The organism is Pseudomonas sp. (genome assembly GCF_050739775.1).
GTDB lineage: Bacteria > Pseudomonadota > Gammaproteobacteria > Pseudomonadales > Pseudomonadaceae > Aquipseudomonas.
The window spans coordinates 62,422-77,157 of the sequence record NZ_JBOICA010000028.1 but is presented as its reverse complement, the minus strand read 5'-3'; the positions used below and the strand labels follow the sequence as shown (position 1 = coordinate 77,157).

17 protein-coding genes are annotated in these 14,736 nt (G+C 62.8%); 5 read left to right on the top strand and 12 right to left on the bottom strand.

Features of this window, described 5'->3' with window-relative positions; translation table 11 throughout:
* The first annotated feature begins 112 nt into the window (after nt 1–112).
* Together dxs and ACRESH_RS16155 are read left to right on the top strand one after the other, a co-directional pair.
* On the top strand, nt 113–2,011 hold the full coding sequence (gene dxs, locus ACRESH_RS16160; RefSeq protein ID WP_431742920.1) for a 1-deoxy-D-xylulose-5-phosphate synthase: 1,899 nt from the start codon (nt 113–115) through the stop codon (nt 2,009–2,011).
* Nucleotides 2,012–2,094: 83 nt separating this feature from the next.
* Nucleotides 2,095–3,948, top strand: coding sequence for a TonB-dependent receptor domain-containing protein (locus tag ACRESH_RS16155; protein ID WP_431742919.1), 1,854 nt, complete (start codon nt 2,095–2,097; stop codon nt 3,946–3,948).
* On the opposite strand, the gene ACRESH_RS16150 is transcribed toward ACRESH_RS16155, so the two are convergent.
* The 12 genes from ACRESH_RS16150 to nrdR all read right to left on the bottom strand — a co-directional run bounded on the left by ACRESH_RS16150 (nt 3,926) and on the right by nrdR (nt 12,613).
* A complete protein-coding gene (locus tag ACRESH_RS16150) occupies nt 3,926–4,735 on the bottom strand; it encodes a cobalamin-binding protein (protein WP_431742918.1) in 810 nt (269 codons plus the stop codon). The two genes, ACRESH_RS16155 and ACRESH_RS16150, sit on opposite strands and share 23 nt — an antisense overlap.
* Nucleotides 4,735–5,154 (bottom strand): MFS transporter, encoded by a 420-nt coding sequence (locus ACRESH_RS16145; protein WP_431742917.1) that lies wholly within the window; start codon nt 5,152–5,154, stop codon nt 4,735–4,737. Before ACRESH_RS16145 ends, ACRESH_RS16150 begins: the two co-directional genes overlap by 1 nt.
* Entirely contained in the window at nt 5,151–5,768 is a 618-nt protein-coding gene (gene ribA / locus ACRESH_RS16140; protein ID WP_028944441.1) for a GTP cyclohydrolase II, read from the bottom strand. The genes ACRESH_RS16145 and ribA overlap by 4 nt, the downstream gene beginning before the upstream one ends.
* Before the next feature lie 117 nt (nt 5,769–5,885).
* Nucleotides 5,886–6,638, bottom strand: coding sequence for a substrate-binding periplasmic protein (locus ACRESH_RS16135; protein WP_431742916.1), 753 nt, complete (start codon nt 6,636–6,638; stop codon nt 5,886–5,888).
* A gap of 12 nt (nt 6,639–6,650) precedes the next feature.
* Nucleotides 6,651–7,154, bottom strand: coding sequence for a phosphatidylglycerophosphatase A family protein (locus tag ACRESH_RS16130; RefSeq protein ID WP_038606274.1), 504 nt, complete (start codon nt 7,152–7,154; stop codon nt 6,651–6,653).
* A complete protein-coding gene (gene thiL / locus ACRESH_RS16125; RefSeq protein WP_431742915.1) occupies nt 7,151–8,116 on the bottom strand; it encodes a thiamine-phosphate kinase in 966 nt (321 codons plus the stop codon). Before thiL ends, ACRESH_RS16130 begins: the two co-directional genes overlap by 4 nt.
* 18 nt (nt 8,117–8,134) lie before the next feature.
* Entirely contained in the window at nt 8,135–8,635 is a 501-nt protein-coding gene (gene nusB, locus ACRESH_RS16120) for a transcription antitermination factor NusB (protein WP_400171241.1), read from the bottom strand.
* Entirely contained in the window at nt 8,632–9,108 is a 477-nt protein-coding gene (ribH, locus tag ACRESH_RS16115; protein WP_028944446.1) for a 6,7-dimethyl-8-ribityllumazine synthase, read from the bottom strand. Before ribH ends, nusB begins: the two co-directional genes overlap by 4 nt.
* Nucleotides 9,109–9,197: 89 nt before the next feature.
* Nucleotides 9,198–10,289, bottom strand: a complete 1,092-nt coding sequence (ribBA, locus tag ACRESH_RS16110) for a bifunctional 3,4-dihydroxy-2-butanone-4-phosphate synthase/GTP cyclohydrolase II (protein ID WP_431742914.1) — start codon at nt 10,287–10,289, stop codon at nt 9,198–9,200.
* A gap of 18 nt (nt 10,290–10,307) precedes the next feature.
* Complete coding sequence (locus tag ACRESH_RS16105; protein WP_431742913.1) at nt 10,308–10,973, bottom strand: riboflavin synthase; 666 nt, start codon at nt 10,971–10,973, stop codon at nt 10,308–10,310.
* 42 nt (nt 10,974–11,015) lie between these two features.
* The gene (gene ribD, locus ACRESH_RS16100) at nt 11,016–12,146 is read right to left on the bottom strand and encodes a bifunctional diaminohydroxyphosphoribosylaminopyrimidine deaminase/5-amino-6-(5-phosphoribosylamino)uracil reductase RibD (protein ID WP_431742912.1); all 1,131 of its coding nucleotides are present in this window, start codon (nt 12,144–12,146) and stop codon (nt 11,016–11,018) included.
* A gap of 2 nt (nt 12,147–12,148) precedes the next feature.
* The gene (nrdR, locus tag ACRESH_RS16095) at nt 12,149–12,613 is read right to left on the bottom strand and encodes a transcriptional regulator NrdR (RefSeq protein ID WP_431742911.1); all 465 of its coding nucleotides are present in this window, start codon (nt 12,611–12,613) and stop codon (nt 12,149–12,151) included.
* A gap of 107 nt (nt 12,614–12,720) precedes the next feature.
* Between nrdR and ACRESH_RS16090 the strand changes: the two genes are divergently transcribed.
* Genes ACRESH_RS16090 through trxA form a run of 3 tightly spaced genes read left to right on the top strand, consistent with a single transcriptional unit; the run spans nt 12,721 to nt 14,730 of the window.
* Entirely contained in the window at nt 12,721–13,167 is a 447-nt protein-coding gene (locus ACRESH_RS16090) for a YbaY family lipoprotein (protein ID WP_431742910.1), read from the top strand.
* Nucleotides 13,167–13,826, top strand: a complete 660-nt coding sequence (locus ACRESH_RS16085) for a class I SAM-dependent methyltransferase (protein ID WP_431742922.1) — start codon at nt 13,167–13,169, stop codon at nt 13,824–13,826. The genes ACRESH_RS16090 and ACRESH_RS16085 overlap by 1 nt, the downstream gene beginning before the upstream one ends.
* A 31-nt stretch (nt 13,827–13,857) precedes the next feature.
* Entirely contained in the window at nt 13,858–14,730 is an 873-nt protein-coding gene (gene trxA / locus ACRESH_RS16080; protein ID WP_431742909.1) for a thioredoxin, read from the top strand.
* Nucleotides 14,731–14,736: the final 6 nt, after the last annotated feature.

The window sequence follows — 14,736 nt, the reverse complement described above, 5'->3', positions numbered from 1 at the left end:
CTCCCACAGAGATCACTGTAGGAGCGGGCTTGCCCCGCGATTAGCGCAAATGGGCAGCCAATACCGCAATAAGGTAAACTGCCGCCACTTCATATCTATAACGATTCGCCTGATGCCCACGACGTTTCAAGAGATCCCCCGCGAACGCCCGGTCACGCCGCTGCTCGACCGTGCCGATACGCCTGCCGGCCTGCGCCGGCTGGCTGAAGCCGACCTGGAGAACCTGGCTGACGAACTGCGCCAGGAACTGCTCTATACCGTTGGCCAGACCGGCGGGCATTTCGGTGCCGGCCTGGGCGTCATCGAGCTGACGATTGCCCTGCACTACGTTTTCGACACCCCGGACGACCGGCTGGTGTGGGACGTGGGTCATCAGGCCTATCCGCACAAGATCCTCACCGGTCGCCGCCAGCGCATGCACACCCTGCGCCAGAAGGACGGCGTGGCCGCCTTCCCGCGCCGCGCCGAGAGCGAGTACGACACCTTTGGCGTCGGTCACTCCAGCACCTCGATCAGTGCTGCCTTAGGGATGGCCATCGCCGCCCGGCTGCAGAACGATCCGCGCAAATCCATCGCCGTGATCGGTGATGGCGCGCTGACTGCCGGCATGGCCTTCGAGGCGTTGAACCACGCCCAGGAAGTCGATGCCGACATGCTGGTGATCCTCAACGACAACGACATGTCGATCTCGCGCAATGTCGGCGGCCTGTCCAACTACCTGGCCAAGATTCTCTCCAGCCGCACCTACTCGAGCATGCGCGAAGGCAGCAAGAAGGTCCTCTCGCGCTTGCCTGGCGCCTGGGAAATCGCCCGGCGTACCGAAGAGTACGCCAAGGGCATGCTGGTACCTGGCACCCTGTTCGAAGAGCTGGGCTGGAACTACATCGGGCCAATCGACGGTCACGACCTGCCGACCCTGATCACTACCCTGCGCAACATGCGCGACCTCAAGGGGCCGCAGTTCCTGCACGTGGTGACCAAAAAGGGCAAAGGTTTCGCCCCGGCTGAAGTCGACCCGATCGGCTACCACGCCATCACCAAGCTCGAGCCCGTCGATGCACCGGCTGCCGCACCGAAGAAAGCTGGCGGTCCGAAGTACTCGGCAGTGTTCGGCCAGTGGCTGTGCGACATGGCCGCGGCTGACCAGCGCCTGGTCGGCATCACCCCAGCGATGAAAGAAGGCTCTGATCTGGTGGCGTTCAGCGAACGCTATCCCGAGCGCTACTTCGACGTGGCCATTGCCGAACAACACGCCGTGACCCTGGCAGCCGGCATGGCCTGCGAAGGTGCCAAACCGGTGGTGGCGATCTATTCGACGTTCCTGCAGCGCGCCTACGATCAGCTGATCCATGACGTTGCCGTGCAGAACCTCGACGTGCTGTTCGCCATCGACCGCGCCGGCCTGGTCGGCGAAGACGGCCCGACTCACGCCGGTAGCTTCGACCTGTCGTTCTTGCGCTGCATCCCCGGCATGCTGGTGATGACCCCGAGCGACGAGAACGAGCTGCGTAAAATGCTCAGCACCGGTCACCTGTATAACGGTCCTGCGGCGGTGCGCTACCCGCGTGGCAGTGGCCCGAACGCAAGCATCGAGAGCAACCTCGAACCTCTGGAAATCGGTAAAGGTGTAGTTCGCCGCCAGGGCAACAAAGTTGCCCTGCTGGTGTTCGGCGTACAGCTTGCCGAAGCCCTGAAGGTCGCTGAAAGCCTCGATGCCACCGTGGTCGACATGCGCTTCGTCAAACCCCTGGATGAAGCCCTGGTACGCGAAATGGCGAGCAGCCACGCGCTGCTGGTGACCCTCGAAGAAAACGCCATCATGGGTGGCGCTGGTGCTGCGGTCAGCGAGTTCCTCGCCCGCGAAGCGCTGCTCAAACCGGTGCTGCACCTGGGCCTGCCGGACGTTTATGTCGAGCATGCCAAGCCTGCGCAGATGCTGGCCGAATGCGGGCTGGATGTTGCCGGGATCGAAGCCTCGGTGCGTCAGCGGATGCAGCTGCTCGGCCTTTAGGGCCTCATCACGGGGCAAGCCCGCTCCCACAGAGTACAGCCCTGTGGGAGCGGGCTTGCCCCGCGGTAGCAATGGAGCTGCCGATGAAATCCCTACGCTTTGCCCCGCTCCTGCTATGCCTGCCCACCTCTCTGCTGGCCGACCCCATCGACCGCGACAGCGCCCTGAAGCTGCCCAATACCCTGATCAGCGCCAACCGCCAGGTTGAGGACCGCACGCAAAGCAGTGCCGCCAACACAGTGTTCACCCGCGACGACATCGATCGCCTGCAGCCCTCCAGTGTCACCGACCTGCTGACTCGCGTGCCGGGTGTACAGGTATCGCGCACCGGCGGTCGTGGCAGCCTGCCAGGCATCTTCATTCGCGGCACCAAATCGGCCCAGAGCCTGGTGCTGGTCGATGGCGTACGCATCGCCAACACCTCCTCCGGCGACAGCGGCCTGCAGTTCCTGAACATCGATCAGATCGAACGCGTCGAGGTCCTGCGCGGTTCGCGCTCGGCAATCTACGGCAGCGATGCGATTGGCGGGGTGATTCAGATCTTCACCCGCCGCGGCGACAAGCCTGGCCTGCAACCACGTCTGCATCTGGGCGCGGGCAGCAACCAGACCTGGCAGCGCGATGTCGGCCTCTCAGGCGGTGATGAGCGCACCCGCTTCAACCTCGCCACCGGCCTGGAAGAAAGTGCCGGCATCAATGCAACCCGCGAATCCTACCCGGCCAACACCGATCACGACGCCTTGCGCAACAAGAGCCTGAGCCTGAACCTCAGTCATGTCGCCAGCGACTCCCTAGAACTGGGCTTGAGCCTGCTCGATAGCTGGGGCCGCAGCGAATACGACAACCTGTTTGGCGACGGCAGCCAGCCCTATACCGATTTCAACGTCAGCAGCGTTGGTACCTATGCCGACGCACAGCTCACCGAAGTCTGGCATTCGCGTATGGAGCTGGGCCACAGCGAGAACCGCGACAGCAAGCGCGACTCACTGCAACCTGGCGGTAGCGAGTTCAACACCTATCGCGACGCGATCAACTGGCAGAACGACCTCCGCCTGGATGACCGCCACAACCTGTTGTTGGGTGGCGACTGGTACCAGGATCGCTTGCACACCAGCAGTCCCCTTAACGAGGACAGCCGCTGGAACCGCGCAGCCTTCGTGCAACATCGCTACAAGGGCGACAGCTTCTCCACCGAAGTCGGCGTGCGACGTGACCAGAACCAGCAATTCGGCAGCCAGAACAGCTGGAGCGCCAGCCTCACCCTGCCGGCCAATCCGGCCAATGACCTGCTGCTGTCTTACAGTGAAGGCTTCCGCGCACCGACCTTCAACGACCTCTACTACCCGGACTTCAGCAATCCCGACCTCAAACCCGAGCGCTCGAAAAGCTACGAACTGCAGTGGCGCAGTCAACTAAGCGAGAGCACTCGCCTGGAGACCTCGCTGTACCGCACCGATCTTCGCAACGCGATTGTCTACGGCACCAACTACATTCCGCACAATGTGGGCTCGGCCAGGATCAACGGCTTCGAGGCCAGCCTGCACCAGCAATGGTTTGGCTGGCAAAACACGCTCGGCCTGTCGCTGATCGATCCCCGCGACCGCGAGTCCGGACACACCCTTGAGCGCCGTGCGCGCCGTACCCTGAGCCTGGACCTGGACCGGCAGTTTGATCGCCTGGGCCTGGGTGCCAGCTGGCAAGCGGTCAGTAGCAGTTACGCCGATGCGGCCAATGAAAGGAAACTCAGTGGCTACGGCCTGCTCGGCTTGCGCAGTAGCTGGAACCTCAGCCGCGAAATCCGCCTGGAACTGAAGGCCGAGAACTTGCTGGACAAAACCTATAGCCGCGCTCAGTACAACTACGCTGGCGGTTTCGCAGACTACCGTGAAGAAGGCCGCACCTGGCTGTTCGGCATCACCTGGACACCGGCGCTTTAACGTCGAGCGCCTGGCACAACCGCGCGGTCGCCCCGATCATCTGCCCGCTGGGCCGTTCCAGGCCTTTATCAGGTACTTGCAGCAAACGCTCGTTGCGCACCGCATCGACTTGCGGCCAGGCCTTCCAGGCGTCGAGCTGGGCCTGGTCGCCGGCCAGGATCACCTGGGGATCACGCAACAGCACCGACTCCAGGCTGACCTGTGGCGCTGGCACCTTGAGCTCGGCGAACACATTGCGTGCGCCACACACCGCCAAGGCATCGCTGACAATCTGCCCGCCACCGACGGTGTACAAGGGTTTGTCCCAGACCTGATAAAAGACCCGTAGCGGCTGCTCGCGATAATAGCGCGCACGTAGCGCCTGCACGTGCTGGCGCAGCTGCTGCGCACGCACTCGCCCTTGCTCCGCTCGCCCCAACTGCACGCCGATGGCCTCAATCTGCTCGATCAATTCATCGATGCCATGGGATTCGGCGCTGTAGGTGGCGATGCCCAGACGCTCGAGCTGGTCACGCTGGGCAGCCGGGACACTCCCCGGCCAGAGCAGCAACAGGTCAGGCTTAAGGCTGAGCAGGCGCTCCATGTCGATCTGACCATAACGCCCGACCGAAGGCACTTGGGCCAAGGCTGGCGGACGATCGCCACCGTCGAGCATGCCCACCAGCAGATCAGTGGCGTGCAGTTCGACAACAATTTCCGACAGTGAGGGGGCCAGGCTGACCACCCGCGAGGCGGCCGCCAGCGGCGTGGCCAGCGCCAGCAACACCAGCAGCAGAATGCCGCGCATCAGCCGAGCTGACGCGGGATACGGTAGAGGTAGAGCAGCACCAGGCTGGAGATGGCCAGGAGGATCTGCGGTACGGCCTCCAGGCCGACGAACACCGACAAGGCGGATATCCAGGCTGGCAGGCAAGCGAACAGCATGCCCAGGCGCCGGACACGCGCCAACTCGATCCAGGCAGCAGGTTCGGCGTCACTGTTCAGGGCTTTCTGGGTAGCGATCAGCGCGCGCTTGTAGGCAGCAAAGCGCGGCAGACTGAGGAACATAGAGGCCACACCCGCGATAAACATCGGCATGGCCAGGGCCGGAATCAATGCCTGCAGATCAGCAAAGGCCCAGGCGAACACCAGCAACGGCGCCAGCGCCATCGCCAGGTACTGCCACCAGGCGAGTTCGAGGCGACGGCGAACCTGGACGCGGGTCACGCCCGACCGACCTCACCCTGGTGCTCGTTGCCCATCATGTGGCCGAGCTTGCCAGCCTTGGTGGCCAGGTAGTGTTTGTTGTGCGGATTGTGACCGGTGTGCAGCGGCACACGCTCAGCTACCGGGATGCCCATGCCGCTCAGCGCCTTGACCTTGCGCGGGTTGTTGGTCATCAGTCGCAACGACTTGACCCCCAGGTGCTCGAGCATCGGCTGGCACATGCCATAGTCACGCTGATCGGCGGCAAAGCCCAGGCGCTCGTTGGCCTCGACGGTATCGGCGCCACCATCTTGCAGCTCGTAAGCGCGGATCTTGTTCAACAGGCCAATACCACGGCCTTCCTGACGCAGGTACAGCAGCACGCCACGGCCTTCACGGGCGATGGCCTGCAGCGCAGCCTCAAGCTGGGAGCCGCAGTCGCAACGCTGGCTGAACAAGGCATCGCCGGTCAGGCATTCGGAATGCAGGCGCCCGAGCACCGGTTGCCCATCGGCTACATCACCCAGACTGAGCACGACGTGCTCGCGGCCAGTGGCTTCGTCGAGAAAACCATGCATGGTGAAAGTCGCAAACGGGGTGGGCAGCTTGGAAGCGGCAACAAAGACGACGGGCACTTTGTGCTCCTGATTTGAAAGCTTGAAGAATAAAGTGTGCCGATTGTATCAGGATGTGGAAGGGCTGCTCAGGTCGAATGTTTGTTCATACTTATCGACAGGTACGATTCGACCTACTCATGGAGCCTTGCCCTGCTCGAACGGATAGGGTTGCTCCCAGTGCGCGAAAATCGCCCGCAACTCACCACTGGCCACCAGTTTATCCATACGCTGGTCAAACAATGCCTTCAGCGCCCGGCCTTTTTCGGTCTTGCCAAAGGCCAGGTACAACGGCAGTTCGGCAATGTGGGTTGTGCGGAACTTATCGCGCTCACTTTCCTTGGCCTGGTCTAGAACGTAATCAACTTCGGTCTGCGCATCAATGTAGAAATCCACACGCCCGCGCTCGAGCATTTTCAAAATCCCTTCGCGCCGCTGCACCTCACGGTATTCGCCGACATTGGGCAGGTAGTGCTGATAGTCGTAGCCGCGCACCCAGGAGAGCTTGAACTGACTCAGGTTCTCTGGAGTCGGCACAGGCTTACTGGTGAGGCTCAGGGCGTAGATATGGTCGGTGTCGAAATTCCACCGCGGGTAGATATTGTCGCTGCTTTCTTCGTGATAGGAGCCGACCCAGGCATCGGCTTCGCCGCGCTTGACCAGGCCAATTGCCCGGCTGTACGGCACGCTGAGCACCGCCACCCTGACCCCCGCAGGTTCGAACACCTTGCGCAGGATATCCCAGGCGATGCCAGTGCCGTCGGCGTTGGTGTAATCCTCCCAGCGCTCGCTGGCCAGTCGTACCTGCTTGGGCACCTCGATCGTCTCGCTGGCACGAACACCACAGGCAACCAGCACCAGCAGCATCAGGACCACTCGCCATCCACGCATCGTACGACTCCCTTAAGTGACGCTCCATACCAGCACCTGCATGCCCAGCCAAGCGAAGACGCCCGCCAGCACATCGTCAAGCATAATACCAACGCCACCATGCACATGGCGGTCAACCCAGCGAATCGGCCAGGGCTTGAGGATGTCGAAAAAGCGGAACATCAAAAAGCCGGCCAGCAGCCATTGCCAGCCTTCAGGGACCAACCACAGGGTGATCCACATGCCGACCATTTCGTCCCAGACAATGCCTTCATGGTCATGCACACGCAAGTCATCGGCCACCTTGCCGCACAGCCAGAAGCCGAACAGCATGGTCAGGCCAAGCATCAGCCAATAGCCCCAATCGGGCAACATCTGCCACAACGGGATGAATGGCAAAGCCACCAGCGAACCCCAGGTTCCCGGCGCCTTGGGCAAGGTCCCGGAGCCGAAGCCGAAGGCGAGAAAATGCCACGGATTGCGCCAGACCGACGGCGGAACGTTCTCCGCAGGCACCTGATTGGGGTGATCGGTCACGGTTGCTCCCTAAAATGTTGATAGCCCCGGGTTGTCGGGGTGATGTCCTGCCCCTGGCCATCCACCAGGGTGACGCCGGCGCCAGTGCCTGCACGACCCAGCACATGGATCGGCCAGCCGGCCACCAGCAGCGGCGCAAGTTCGGCCTCAGGCAAGGTGAAGGCCAGTACATAATCGTCGCCACCGGCCAGCGCGGCCTGCTGGGCGCCCTCATGACCGCAGAACGCTTGCAGCGCAGCAGACAACGGTAGCCGTTCCAGCTCCACTCGCAGCGACACGTGCGAAGCCTTGGCAATATGCCCGCAGTCGGCCAACAGGCCATCGGAGATATCCAGCGCCGCTGTCGCCTTGCCCCGCAGGGCCTGGCCCAACGCAAATTGCGGCTGCGGCGACCAGTAATGGGCCAGCAATGCTTCAGCCACAACGGGATCGGCCTGGCGCTGCGCGAGTACCAATGGCAAGGCGCCGGCAGCATTGCCCAGCTCGCCGCCCACACACAGCAGGTCACCGGCGCGGGCGCCACTGCGGGTCAAGGCCTGGCCAGCGGGCACGCGGCCGAACACGGTCATGGTCAGGCTCAAGGGGCCACGGGTGGTATCGCCGCCGATCAGGCTGAGCCGGCAGGCCTGGGCCATCTGGTTCAGGCCACGGGCATAGGCTTGCAGCCAGTCGGCGCGCACCTCTGGCAGGGTCAGGGCAAGGGTAAAACCGATGGGCGTGGCGCCCATGGCTGCCAGGTCACTGGCGGCAACGGCCAGCGAACGCTGACCGAGCAGAAAAGGGTCGCAGACGGCCGGGAAATGCACCCCGGCCACCAGCGTGTCGGTGGAGATTGCCAGCTGTTCGCCGGGCGGCAGGCTGAGCAAGGCACAGTCATCGCCAATGCCCAGTGCAACCGCTTCGCCGCCTTGCGCACAGGGCGCAGCGGCGAAGTAATGGCGAATCAGCTCGAACTCACCCATTGGCAAAAAGCGCCGCGATCAGCGCTTGAACGCCTTTACTTCGGCTTCACGCAGCCGTGGTGCCAGCTTGTCGAGCACACCGTTGACGAACTTGTGACCGTCAGTGGCGCCGTAAACCTTGGCCAGCTCGACACCTTCGTTGATCACTACACGGTATGGCACGTCAACGCGCTTGATGAACTCCCAGGTGGACAGGCGCAGAACCGCCAGCTCGACCGGGTCGAGTTCTTCAAGGGCCAGGTCCAGGCAAGGGACCAGCGCCTTGTCGATCTCTTGCACCATGGCCGGAACCCCGTGAAGGATTTCGCGGAAATAGGCACCGTCGACATCGGTGAAATCGTTATCGACCCGGAACTGCGCTTCGATCTCGTTCAGCGAGTGCTTGGCCATATGCCATTGGTACAGGGCCTGAGTCGCGAGCTGACGGGCTTCGCGACGCTTGGCGCTTTTCGATGGCTTGCCAGCATCCGCAGGTTTTGGATCGCGCGGGTTGAAACGATCGCTTTCGTCGCTAATCACTTGGCCTCCAACTGCGCCAGCAGGCTGACCATTTCCAGGGCGGACAGGGCAGCTTCGGCGCCCTTGTTGCCGGCCTTGGTGCCGGAACGCTCAATGGCCTGTTCGATCGAGTCGACCGTCAGGACACCGAAGGCAACCGGTACGCCGAACTCCATGGACACCTGGGCCAGGCCCTTGGTGCATTCGCCCGCTACGTATTCGAAGTGCGGGGTACCGCCACGGATCACCGCGCCCAGGGCGATGATCGCGGCGTATTCGCTTTGCTGGGCAACTTTCTGTGCTACCAGCGGGATTTCGAAGGCACCCGGGGCACGGATGATGGTGATGTCGCTTTCGCTCACGCCATGGCGAACCAGGGCATCAACAGCACCGCTTACCAGGCTTTCGACGACGAAGCTGTTAAAGCGGCCAACCACCAAAGCATAGCGACCTTTGGGGGCAATGAAGGTACCTTCGATGGTCTTCAGGGTCATTGCGGAGTTCTCATCTTAAAGAGCCAGGCCGCAACGGTGCGGCCTGTGGGAGTTTTGTTCCGGATCAACAGCGGGAAAAAGCCCCTGCTTTATTCGGAGGGCACGTATTCTACAACTTCCAGATCGAATCCGGATATCGCATTGAACTTCATTGGCGAACTCATCAGGCGCATTTTGCGCACGCCCAGGTCGCGCAGGATCTGCGAACCGGCACCGACGGTGCTGTAAGTGGTCGGGGTTTTCGCCTGGGAGGCCTCGGCGCTTTCACGGATATGTGCCAGCAGCACATCACCATCGAGCGGGTGACCGAGCAGCAGCACGACACCGCTGCCGGCCTCGGCAACCGCGCTCATGGCGGCGCGCAGGCTCCATCGGCCCGGTTGCTTGACCATCAGCAGGTCGCGCAGCGGGTCCATGTTGTGCACCCGCACCAGGGTCGGTTCTTCAGCGCAGATGTTGCCCAGGGTCAGGGCCATATGCACGTCGCCTTCGACCGAATCGCGGTAGGTCACCAGGTTGAAACTGCCCAGTTCGCTGTCCAGCGGCTGCTCGGAAATCCGCTGAATGGTACGTTCGTGGATCATCCGGTAGTGGATCAGGTCGGCGATGGTGCCGATCTTGATGCCGTGCTCGGCGGCAAAGGTTTCCAGTTCCGGACGACGGGACATGGTGCCGTCGTCGTTCATGACTTCGCAGATCACCCCGCTTGGCTCGAAACCGGCCATGCGCGCCAGGTCGCAAGCCGCCTCGGTGTGGCCGGCACGGGCCAGGGTACCGCCAGGCTGAGCCATCAGCGGGAAGATGTGGCCGGGGCTGACGATATCTTCAGCCTTGGCATCACGGGCCGCAGCGGCCTGAACGGTACGGGCGCGGTCAGCGGCAGAGATACCGGTGGTCACCCCTGTGGCGGCTTCGATCGAGACGGTGAACTTGGTGCCGAAACCCGAGCCGTTGCGCGGCGCCATCAGCGGCAGCTTGAGCGTTTCGCAGCGCTCGCGCGACATCGGCATGCAGATCAGGCCACGGGCGTGCTTGGCCATGAAATTGATGTGTTCGGCCTTGCAGCACTCGGCGGCCATGATCAGGTCGCCTTCGTTCTCGCGGTCTTCGTCATCCATCAGGATGACCATTTTGCCCTGGCGGATGTCTTCTACCAGTTCTTCGATGCTGTTGAGCGCCACGCGGCACCCCCTTTCAAATCAGGATTTCAGGTAGCCGTTGGCGGCCAGGAAACTTTCGGTAATACCGCTGCCGTTGCTCGGCTCGGCGGCTTTGTCACCCAGCAGCAGACGCTCCAGGTAACGGGCCAGCAAGTCAACCTCAAGGTTGACCCGGCGACCAGGACGGTAGTCGGCCATGATGGTTTCGGCCAGGGTATGCGGGACGATGGTCAGCTCGAACTCGGCGCCATCGACCACGTTCACCGTCAGGCTGGTGCCATCGACGGTGATCGAACCTTTGTGGGCAATGTATTTGGCCAGCTCCTTGGGTGCACGGATGCGGAACTGGATGGCGCGGGCGTTATCGCTGCGCGACACCACTTCGCCGACACCATCGACGTGACCGCTGACCAGGTGGCCGCCCAGGCGGGTGGTCGGGGTCAGGGCCTTTTCCAGGTTGACCCGGCTGCCGCTTTTCAGGTCGTTGAAGGCGGTGCAGTCGAGGGTTTCGCGGCTGACGTCGGCCCAGAAGCCATTGCCTGGCAGCTCGACCGCAGTCAGGCACACGCCATTGACGGCGATGCTGTCGCCCAGTTTGACGTCGCCCAGGTCGAGCTTGCCGGTTTCGACATACACCCGCACGTCGCCACCTTTGGGGGCCAGAGAGCGGATGCTGCCGATGGATTCGATGATGCCAGTAAACATGAGTCCTCCTCGAGAACAGGGCTGCGCGTGGCTAGCCTGGAATTATACGCCGGGCGCCGGCACAGGGATCGCAGTGACTCGCCAGTCATCGCCTACTGCGCGCATTTCAGTGATTTTCAGTTGCACCGCTTCACTCATGTGCTTCAGCGGCCAGTCCAGCAAGGGACGGGCACTGGAACCCAGGAATTTGCCGGCAACAAAGATCTGGTACTCGTCAATCAGGCCAAGCTGGGCAAAGGCCCCGACCAGCCCGGCACCGGCCTCAAGCAGGACTTCGCTGGTGCCACGCAGCGCCAGCTCGCGCAGCAGGGCAGACAGATCGACGCGACCGCCCTCACCCGGCAAACTCAGCAATTCATGACCGGCTTCGGCATAACGAGTTTCGTCACTGACAGCAGTGACCACCAGCGCCGGGCCGGCCTGGAAGAACGGAGCGTCCAGCGGCAGGCGCAAGCGCCCATCAATCAGCACCCGCAACGGTGGTCGCGCCAGGGCAAGGGCCGTGGTTTGCGGATCGAGACCTAGCTCGTCGCCGCGCACGGTCATCCGCGCATTGTCGGCCAGCACACTTTCAGCACTGGTCAGCACCACACTGGAACGTGCACGCAGACGTTGCCCCGCAGAACGTGCGGCGGGCCCGGTGATCCACTGGCTTTCACCATTGGCCATGGCCGTGCGGCCATCCAGGCTCATTGCCAGCTTGGCCCGTACGAACGGCAGACCGCACTCCATGCGCTTGAGGAAACCGGGATTGAGCGCTCGCGCCTCGGCTTCGAGCACGCCGCTGGCGACTTCGATGCCGACGTCGGCCAGACGTTTGAGGCCCTGCCCCGCCACTTGCGGATTGGGGTCCTGCATGGCGGCGACCACGCGTGCCACGCCAGCCTTGACCAGCGCCTCGGCACACGGCGGCGTGCGCCCGTGGTGGCTGCACGGTTCAAGGGTTACGTAGGCGCAGGCGCCGCGGGCCAGTTCGCCGGCCTGGCGCAGCGCGTGCACTTCAGCATGCGGCTCACCGGCGCGGACATGCCAACCTTCACCAACAACCTGGCCGTCGCGAACAATCACACAGCCGACGCGCGGATTCGGATGGGTCGAATACAAGCCCTTGCGGGCCAGCTCCAAGGCTCGGGCCATGTAGTAGGCGTCGAGTACCGCGCGTTCGTTGGACATACTCATTCTTTAGCCGGCTCGCGGGCCAGGCGGTCGATTTCTTCGCGAAACTCGTTGAGGTCCTGGAAGCGCCGGTACACCGAGGCGAAACGGATATAGGCAACTTCATCGAGTTTCTGCAGCTCGTTCATCACCAGCTCACCGACCACCAGCGATTTGACTTCGCGTTCGCCGGTCGCCCGCAGCTTGTGCTTGATGTGCGCCAGCGCCGCTTCCAGGCGCTCGACGCTGACCGGACGTTTTTCCAGGGCACGCTGCATACCGGCGCGCAGCTTGTCTTCGTCGAACGGTTGGCGACTGCCGTCCTGCTTGATCAGGCGGGGCAGAACCAGTTCGGCGGTTTCGAAGGTGGTGAAACGTTCGCCGCAGGCGACGCATTCGCGCCGACGGCGCACTTGCTCGCCCTCGGCAACCAGTCGCGAGTCGATGACCTTGGTGTCGTTGGCACCGCAGAAGGGACAGTGCATGGTGGCAGGCAACAAAAAAAGGGAGGGCCATGGTAGCGCATCCCACTGGCAAGACAAGCCAAAGGGGTTACCATCCACTGAGGAAATATGCCGCGAAGGAATTCCCCATGCCATTTCGAGCGCTCGTTGTGCTCAGTTTTACCGCCTTGCTGGCAGCCTGCAGCAGCGACCAACCCAAGCCGGCACCGGCGCCCAAAGCCCCGGTTGCCAGTAAAACCGCAAAAACCCTCGGCCCCTTGCCCGCCTATCAGCGTGAACTGAGCGGGACCTTGCTCAACATTCCAGCCGGTGCCGAAGTCGAACTGGCCCTGCTGGTCATCGATGAGCGCGGTCGCCCGCAAAACCTGCTGGCCAGCAGCACGCTTAGCAGCAACGGCCTGGACTTGCCGTATCAACTGCGCTTCAACCCCGAAGCCTTCCCTGCCGGCGCACGGGTCGAATTGCGCGGCCGCGCGAGCAAATCCGGGCAACTGATCCTGCACTTGCCGCCCGTGCGGATTTTCCAGGCGCAAACCCAGGCCACCGGCCCGCTGCGTTTCGAAAAAGCACCATGATGGCTCCCGCTCCTTTGCAACAGGCCTTGGGCGAGCTGCTCGGCGATGCCCGCCTGGTGATCAGCGATCTGCCTGAGTGCGCACTCAAGCTGTGGCTGATCGATGCGCAGAACATGGACCGCGAATTCAGCCCGGAAGAAACCCGGCGCATCCTCCACGAGCCGCCGTACTGGAGTTTCTGCTGGGCCAGCGGCCTGGCCATGGCCCGCTACCTGGACCAGCACCGGCACTGGGTGGAGGGCAAGCGCGTGCTGGACTTTGGCGCAGGTTCCGGTATCGCCGGGATCGCTGCCGCCCGTGCTGGTGCCCTTGAGGTAGTGGCTTGCGACCTTGATCCCCTGGCCCTGCAGGCCTGCCGGGCCAACGCCGAGCTCAATGATGTGGAACTGAGCTACTCGGACGATTTTTTCCAGGAAGCCGACCGCTTCGACCTGATCCTAGTAGCCGATGTGCTCTATGACCGGGCCAACCTGCCACTGCTCGACGCGTTCCTCAGCCGTGGCCAGCAGGCCTTGGTGGCCGACTCGCGCGTGCGCGACTTCAGTCATCCGCTGTACCAGCCCTTGGGCGTGCTTGAGGCCCTGACCCTGCCGGACCTGGCCGAACCCCACGAATTCCGCCGGGTCAGCCTGTACCACGCCAGCCGCCAGCCTTTATAGTGATGCCATTCACGGATTTTCGAGAGTCGCGATGAGCCAAGACACACCCTATGCTTTTGATACCAGCACTGCCGATTTCGATCAGCTGGTAATCGCCAACTCCCACCACAAACCGGTGCTGGTGGATTTCTGGGCCGAGTGGTGCGCCCCCTGCAAGGCACTGATGCCGCTGCTCACGCAAATCACCGAGAGCTATCAAGGCGAGCTGTTGCTGGCCAAGGTCAACTGCGATATCGAACAAGACATCGTCGCCCGCTTCGGCATTCGCAGCCTGCCGACCGTGGTGTTGTTCAAAGACGGCCAGCCGGTCGATGGCTTTGCCGGTGCCCAGCCTGAATCGGCGATCCGCGCACTACTCGAACCGCATGTGCAAATGCCACCACCGGCTGCTGCCGATCCGTTGGAACTGGCCCAGGCGCTGTTTGCCGAAGGTCGCTTCAGCGAAACCGAAGCCACCCTCAAGGCGCTGCTGGCGGAAGACAACAGCAACGCCGGGGCGCTGATCCTCTATGCCCGTTGCCTGGCTGAACGTGGTGAACTGGGTGAAGCCCAGATCGTGCTCGATGCGGTCAAGAGCGATGAGCACAAGGCAGCCCTGGCCGGCGCCAAGGCCCAGCTGACCTTCCTGCGTCAGGCCGCAAGCCTGCCGGAAGTCGCCGACCTCAAGGCGCGTCTGGCGCAGAACAGCGAGGACGATGAAGCCGCCTATCAGCTGTGCATCCAGCAACTGTCGCGCCAGCAGTACGAAGCGGCGCTGGAGGGGATGCTCAAACTGTTCATGCGCAATCGTGGTTATGAAGGCGGCCTGCCGCACAAGACCCTGCTGCAGGTGTTCGACCTGCTAGGCAACGATCATCCGCTGGTGGCGACCTACCGGCGCAAGCTGTTTGCTGCGTTGTACTGACGGCCT

Coding starts and splice junctions, on each gene's coding strand:
- dxs (WP_431742920.1), top strand. CDS start 113: ATGCCCACGACGTTTCAAGAGATCCCCCGCGAACGCCCGGTCACGCCG.
- ACRESH_RS16155 (WP_431742919.1), top strand. CDS start 2,095: ATGAAATCCCTACGCTTTGCCCCGCTCCTGCTATGCCTGCCCACCTCT.
- ACRESH_RS16150 (WP_431742918.1), bottom strand. CDS start 4,735: ATGCGCGGCATTCTGCTGCTGGTGTTGCTGGCGCTGGCCACGCCGCTG.
- ACRESH_RS16135 (WP_431742916.1), bottom strand. CDS start 6,638: ATGCGTGGATGGCGAGTGGTCCTGATGCTGCTGGTGCTGGTTGCCTGT.
- thiL (WP_431742915.1), bottom strand. CDS start 8,116: ATGGGTGAGTTCGAGCTGATTCGCCATTACTTCGCCGCTGCGCCCTGT.
- ribH (WP_028944446.1), bottom strand. CDS start 9,108: ATGACCCTGAAGACCATCGAAGGTACCTTCATTGCCCCCAAAGGTCGC.
- ACRESH_RS16105 (WP_431742913.1), bottom strand. CDS start 10,973: ATGTTTACTGGCATCATCGAATCCATCGGCAGCATCCGCTCTCTGGCC.
- ribD (WP_431742912.1), bottom strand. CDS start 12,146: ATGTCCAACGAACGCGCGGTACTCGACGCCTACTACATGGCCCGAGCC.
- nrdR (WP_431742911.1), bottom strand. CDS start 12,613: ATGCACTGTCCCTTCTGCGGTGCCAACGACACCAAGGTCATCGACTCG.
- ACRESH_RS16090 (WP_431742910.1), top strand. CDS start 12,721: ATGCCATTTCGAGCGCTCGTTGTGCTCAGTTTTACCGCCTTGCTGGCA.
- ACRESH_RS16085 (WP_431742922.1), top strand. CDS start 13,167: ATGGCTCCCGCTCCTTTGCAACAGGCCTTGGGCGAGCTGCTCGGCGAT.
- trxA (WP_431742909.1), top strand. CDS start 13,858: ATGAGCCAAGACACACCCTATGCTTTTGATACCAGCACTGCCGATTTC.